The sequence below is a fragment of the Actinomadura sp. NPDC048032 genome, from assembly GCF_040653175.1.
In the GTDB taxonomy this organism is placed as follows: domain Bacteria; phylum Actinomycetota; class Actinomycetes; order Streptosporangiales; family Streptosporangiaceae; genus Spirillospora; species Spirillospora verrucosospora.
The window spans coordinates 1-4,610 of record NZ_JBEZJP010000540.1; the positions used below are offsets into that span (position 1 = coordinate 1).

Genomic DNA, 4,610 nt, shown 5'->3' on the forward strand with positions numbered 1-4,610 from the left:
GTCATCCGCTGGGACGGAGGGGTGCGCTGGCCGAGGAAGTACGGCTTGAAGGGGACCATGCCGGCGTTGACCAGAAGCAGCGTCGGGTCCTCGGCGACCAGGCTGGCCGAGGGCACCACCGTGTGCCCGCGCTCCTCGAAGAACCCGAGGAAGCGGCGTGCGACCTCTGCCGACTCCATATCAGTGGCCATCCTTGTCGTTCTCGATGATCGTGTATCTCGCCTTGAGCACGCGGCGGGCCTGCGGCCCGCCGCCGTCCGGCGGGGCCTGGTCCATCCGGACGGCCTCGCGCAGCTCCTCCTCGCGGGCCCGCATCTCGGTACGGACGTCGGAGGCGAAAAGCCTCAGCCGCTCGCCGGCGTTCTGCCCGCTCGACACCGCCCGCGCGGCGACGCTCTCGGGCGACAGGGCGCGCGTGAAACGCTCCACGCGCCGCTTGACGCGGTGCGTGGCGTAGACGCCGGCGCCCGCGCCGACCGAGAGCCAGAACAGCCGCCTCATCTGCGTCCCCTACCCGAAGAGCGGGCCGGCAGCTCCGGACGTCCGGACGCGGCGCGCTCCTCCGCGTCGCGGTGGCCGAGGGCCTTGCGGACGCCGTAGGAGAAGGCGGCGGCCTTCACCAGCGGCCCGCCGACCACCGAGGTCATCACGGTGGTGACGGCCGAGACGTTCTGGGTGACGCCGGCGACCTGCCTGGTGATGACGTCGGTGCGGCCGAGCTGCTCGTTGGCGCGCTTCACCGTCCGGGTCATGTCCTCCATGAGCGGGCCGGCCTGCTCGCCGATGTCGCGGACGAGCTCGCTGGCCTCGCCGAGCAGCTTGGAGAGCTTCAGCAGGGTGAGCGCGACGAACGAGACGAGCACCGCCCAGAACACGGCCACGATGAGGCCTGCTAGCTGTCCACCAGTAAGCATCAGGGCTTTCCGTTCGCGTGAGGCCGGCACGGGGCCGGGCATGGCCTGACAGACCTTACCGGTCCACCACGCCGCTTGGCGGGAGCACCGGCCGGCGAAGAACGATCATCGCCGGTCCGCGGCGCCGCGCAGGACGGAGCGGATCCGCGCGAGCACCTCGGTGAACCGGGCTTCCGCGCCGTGCCTGGTCGGGCGATAGTACTCCCGTCCGTCGACCGCGTCGGGCGCGTACTGCTGACGGACCACGCCGCCGGGGTGGTCGTGCGCGTACTTGTAGCCCTGCCCGTGCCCGATCTTCGCCGCGCCCTTGTAGTGGGCGTCGCGCAGGTGCCCCGGGACGGGTCCGGCGAGCCCCTTGCGGACGTCGCCGAGCGCCCCGTCCACCGCCGTGATCACCGCGTTGGACTTCGGCGCGAGGGAGAGATGGATCACCGCCTGGGCCAGGTTGATGCGGGCCTCGGGCAGGCCGACGAACTCCACCGCCTGCGCGGCGGCGACCGCGGTCTGCAGCGCGGTCGGGTCGGCCATGCCGACGTCCTCGCTGGCGTGCACGATCAGCCGCCGGGCGATGAACCGGGCGTCCTCGCCGGCCTCGATCATGCGGGCGAGGTAGTGCAGCGCCGCGTCGACGTCGCTGCCGCGGATGCTCTTGATGAACGCGCTGATGACGTCGTAGTGCTGGTCGCCCTCGCGGTCGTAGCGGACGGCGGCCCGGTCGACGGCCTTCTCCAGCACGTCCGTGTCGATCGCCCCGCCGTCGTCGACGACGAGCGCGGCGGCCTCCAGGTAGGTGAGGGTGCGGCGGGCGTCGCCGCCGGCCAGCCGGATGAGGTGGTCCTCGGCGGCGGGGTCGAGGGTGACCGCCCCGTTCAGCCCGCGCTCCTCGGTGAGGGCGCGGCGGACGACCTCGCGCAGGTCGTCCTCGCCGAGCGGCTCCAGGGTGAGCAGCAGCGACCGCGACAGCAGCGGGCTGATGACGGAGAAGAACGGGTTCTCGGTGGTGGCGCCGATGAACGAGACCCAGCGGTTCTCCACGGCGGGGAGCAGGGCGTCCTGCTGGGCCTTGTTGAAGCGGTGCACCTCGTCGACGAACAGGACCGTCTGGCGGCCCGTCATGCCGAGCTCCCGGCGCGCCAGGTCGATCTCGGCGCGGACGCGCTTGACGCCGTCGCTGACCGCGGAGACCTCCACGAACCGGCGGGAGGTGACATGGCTGACGACGGTGGCGAGGGTGGTCTTGCCGGTGCCCGGCGGCCCCCACAGCACGAGCGACATCGGCACGTCCCGGTCGACGAGCTGCCGGATCGGCGTGCCCGGGCCGAGCAGGTGCCCCTGCCCGACGACCTCGTCGAGGGCGCGGGGGCGCATGCGGACCGCGAGGGGCTGCTCCGCGCCGCCCCGGGCGGGCGCCGCCGGCGGCTCCGGCCGCACCTCCGCCGAAACCGCTCCGTCCCGCTCCGGAGGGTCGAAAAGGCCTTCCGGCTCGCCCGAATCCGCCCTGCTGGTCACGCTCCGACACTATCTCGCGGCGCGGACAGTCCCGGACGGTCGGGCGGCTCCGCGCGGGACCGTTCCGCACGCGCGTCCGGCGGGCGGGAACCCCTGGGGCGGCTGCGGCGTTGGACCAGCCCGGAAGACGCGACCAGGAGCGTGACGGTGTCCGGTACGGCCCCCCGTCGACGCCACGGGCTGGCAGGGCTGCTCGTGGCGCTGTTCGTCGTGGGCGGGCTGGTGTTCAGCTACGGGCTGGGCCACGCGCCCCCGCCGCGCGTGTGCACCCAGCACGCCGTGAGCGTTCCCGTCGGAGCCGTGTCGGCGTCCACGGGCCACGAGCAGCCGGACGCCGCGGCCGCGCCGCTCAGCGGCTCTCACGGCCTCGCACAGGACGCGCCGGCCGTCGCCCCGACCAAGACGCCCGCGCCCGTTCCCATGGACGCGTGCCTGTGCCTGGCCGTCCTGTTCACCCTCGTCCTGCTGGGCCTGGCCGCCGTGCTGCGCCGGCCCGTCTCGCGCCTGCCCGCCCGTCTCGGCTGGGCGTTCACCCCTCCAGCCTGCACGCGGCTCGCCCCCGCGTCCTGGCCCTCCCTCCAGGTCCTCCGGCTGTAGAAGGACCGGCCCTCCGGCCGATCGCACCGCCCGCGTCCACGCCCATGGCCGACGCGGCGCTGCCCTGTCCTTCCTGACCCACAGCACCTGAGAGGACGCCCTCATGTCCAAGAGCGCCCGGAACAAGAACGCCCGCAACGCGAACGGCCACAACGCCAACGCGCGCGGCAGGACCGCCACGAAGAACGCGCTGACACAGCGCGAGATCCCGTGGGGAGGCATCGCCTTCTTCGCCGTGATCGGCCTGGTGGCGGTCGTCGCCATCGGCTTCACGTTCATGCAGACCAGGTCGTCGTCCGCCGACGGCTCCTCCTCCGTCCCCGGCCTCGTGACCAAGGACGACCTCGGCCGCGGCCACGTCGGCGGCAGCGTCAAGTACGACACCGACCCGCCGATGGGCGGCGACCACAACCCCGTGTGGCAGAACTGCGACGGCCGCGTCTACGAGACGCCGCTGCTGAACGAGCACGCCGTCCACTCCCTGGAGCACGGCGCCGTCTGGATCACCTACCGGCCCGGCCTTCCCACGGACCAGCTCGACCTGCTGAAGGGCAAGGTCTCCGCGACCGACTACACGCTGCTCAGCCCCTACCCGGACCAGGACTCCCCGGTCGCGCTCACCGCGTGGGGCAGGCAGCTGAAGCTCCAGCAGGCCACCGACGCGCGGGTGGACCAGTTCCTGCGGGCCTTCGTGAAGGGCCCGCAGACCCCCGAGCCGGGCGCGGCCTGCTCGGGCGGCAAGGACGCCCCGTGAGCGAGGCCGCCGAGGCGCCGCGGGGACGGCGCGCCACCGTCGTCCTCGCGGCCCTGGTCCTGCTCGCCGGGGCCGTCCTGGTCGCGCTCGCCGTCTCCCGCTCGGAACGGCCCGGCACGGACGGCCCCGAGGCGGGCTTCGCCCGCGACATGAGCGTGCACCACGCCCAGGCGGTGCGGATGTCGTTCACCGTGCGGGACCGCACGGACGATCCCGAGACCCGGCTGCTGGCCTTCGACATCATCAACACCCAGTCCGCCCAGATCGGCATGATGACGGCCTGGCTGGACGAGTGGGGCGTGCCGAAGGCCGACCCGTCCGGCCGGATGCGCTGGATGTCCGGGCACGGCGGCCACCGCGGCGGCGGGGCCCCGATGCCCGGCATGGCGGCCCGCGACCGGCTCGCCGACCTGGAGAAGGCGTCCGGCCGCGACGCCGAGGTGCTGTTCCTGAAGCTGATGATCGCGCACCACCGCGGCGGCGTGGCCATGGCGCGGGCGGTGCTGGAGCGCACCGGGCACGAACGGGTGCGGCGCCTCGCCCGCACGATGGTGGAAGGGCAGCAGGCCGAGATCACGCAGATGAACGCGATGCTCCGGGAGCGCGGCTCCCCCGCCGTGTGAGCCGGTCCCCGCGAGGTTCGCGATAGCGCTTGACAGCGCCGCCGGATCGCGCGTCACTGACCACCATGGCTCACAACCTCAGCGGCTACCACCGGGCCCTCGACCTCTTCGAGACGACCGCGACCCCGGCCGTCCGGGCTGGTGTATTGGTAGATCTGGCCGGAGGCGTTGACGCCCCACACGTTCGTGCGGGAGCCGACGGCGATGCGCTTC

General features: G+C 73.3%; 7 protein-coding genes. 3 read left to right on the plus strand and 4 right to left on the minus strand.

What is annotated here, in order from left to right; translation table 11 throughout:
- The 4 genes from AB0C69_RS38410 to AB0C69_RS38425 form a co-directional block, all read right to left on the minus strand.
- Positions 1-179, minus strand: a 179-nt coding sequence (locus AB0C69_RS38410) for an alanine--tRNA ligase-related protein (protein WP_360360906.1), incomplete at its 3' end; no start/stop codon positions are given.
- A 1-nt stretch (position 180) separates the two neighbouring features.
- Positions 181-501, minus strand: coding sequence for a hypothetical protein (locus AB0C69_RS38415; RefSeq protein WP_345179033.1), 321 nt, complete (start codon positions 499-501; stop codon positions 181-183).
- Entirely contained in the window at positions 498-956 is a 459-nt protein-coding gene (locus AB0C69_RS38420; protein ID WP_360360894.1) for a DUF948 domain-containing protein, read from the minus strand. The genes AB0C69_RS38415 and AB0C69_RS38420 overlap by 4 nt, the downstream gene beginning before the upstream one ends.
- A 63-nt stretch (positions 957-1,019) precedes the next feature.
- The gene (locus AB0C69_RS38425) at positions 1,020-2,282 is read right to left on the minus strand and encodes a replication-associated recombination protein A (protein ID WP_345179213.1); all 1,263 of its coding nucleotides are present in this window, start codon (positions 2,280-2,282) and stop codon (positions 1,020-1,022) included.
- Between the two features lie 288 nt (positions 2,283-2,570).
- On the opposite strand from AB0C69_RS38425, the gene AB0C69_RS38430 reads away from it, so the two are divergent.
- The 3 genes from AB0C69_RS38430 (at position 2,571) to AB0C69_RS38440 (ending at position 4,397) form a co-directional block, all read left to right on the plus strand.
- The gene (locus AB0C69_RS38430; protein WP_360360897.1) at positions 2,571-3,020 is read left to right on the plus strand and encodes a hypothetical protein; all 450 of its coding nucleotides are present in this window, start codon (positions 2,571-2,573) and stop codon (positions 3,018-3,020) included.
- A gap of 103 nt (positions 3,021-3,123) precedes the next feature.
- A complete protein-coding gene (locus AB0C69_RS38435) occupies positions 3,124-3,774 on the plus strand; it encodes a DUF3105 domain-containing protein (protein WP_360360900.1) in 651 nt (216 codons plus the stop codon).
- Positions 3,771-4,397 (plus strand): DUF305 domain-containing protein, encoded by a 627-nt coding sequence (locus AB0C69_RS38440; protein WP_360360903.1) that lies wholly within the window; start codon positions 3,771-3,773, stop codon positions 4,395-4,397. Before AB0C69_RS38435 ends, AB0C69_RS38440 begins: the two co-directional genes overlap by 4 nt.
- Positions 4,398-4,610: the final 213 nt, after the last annotated feature.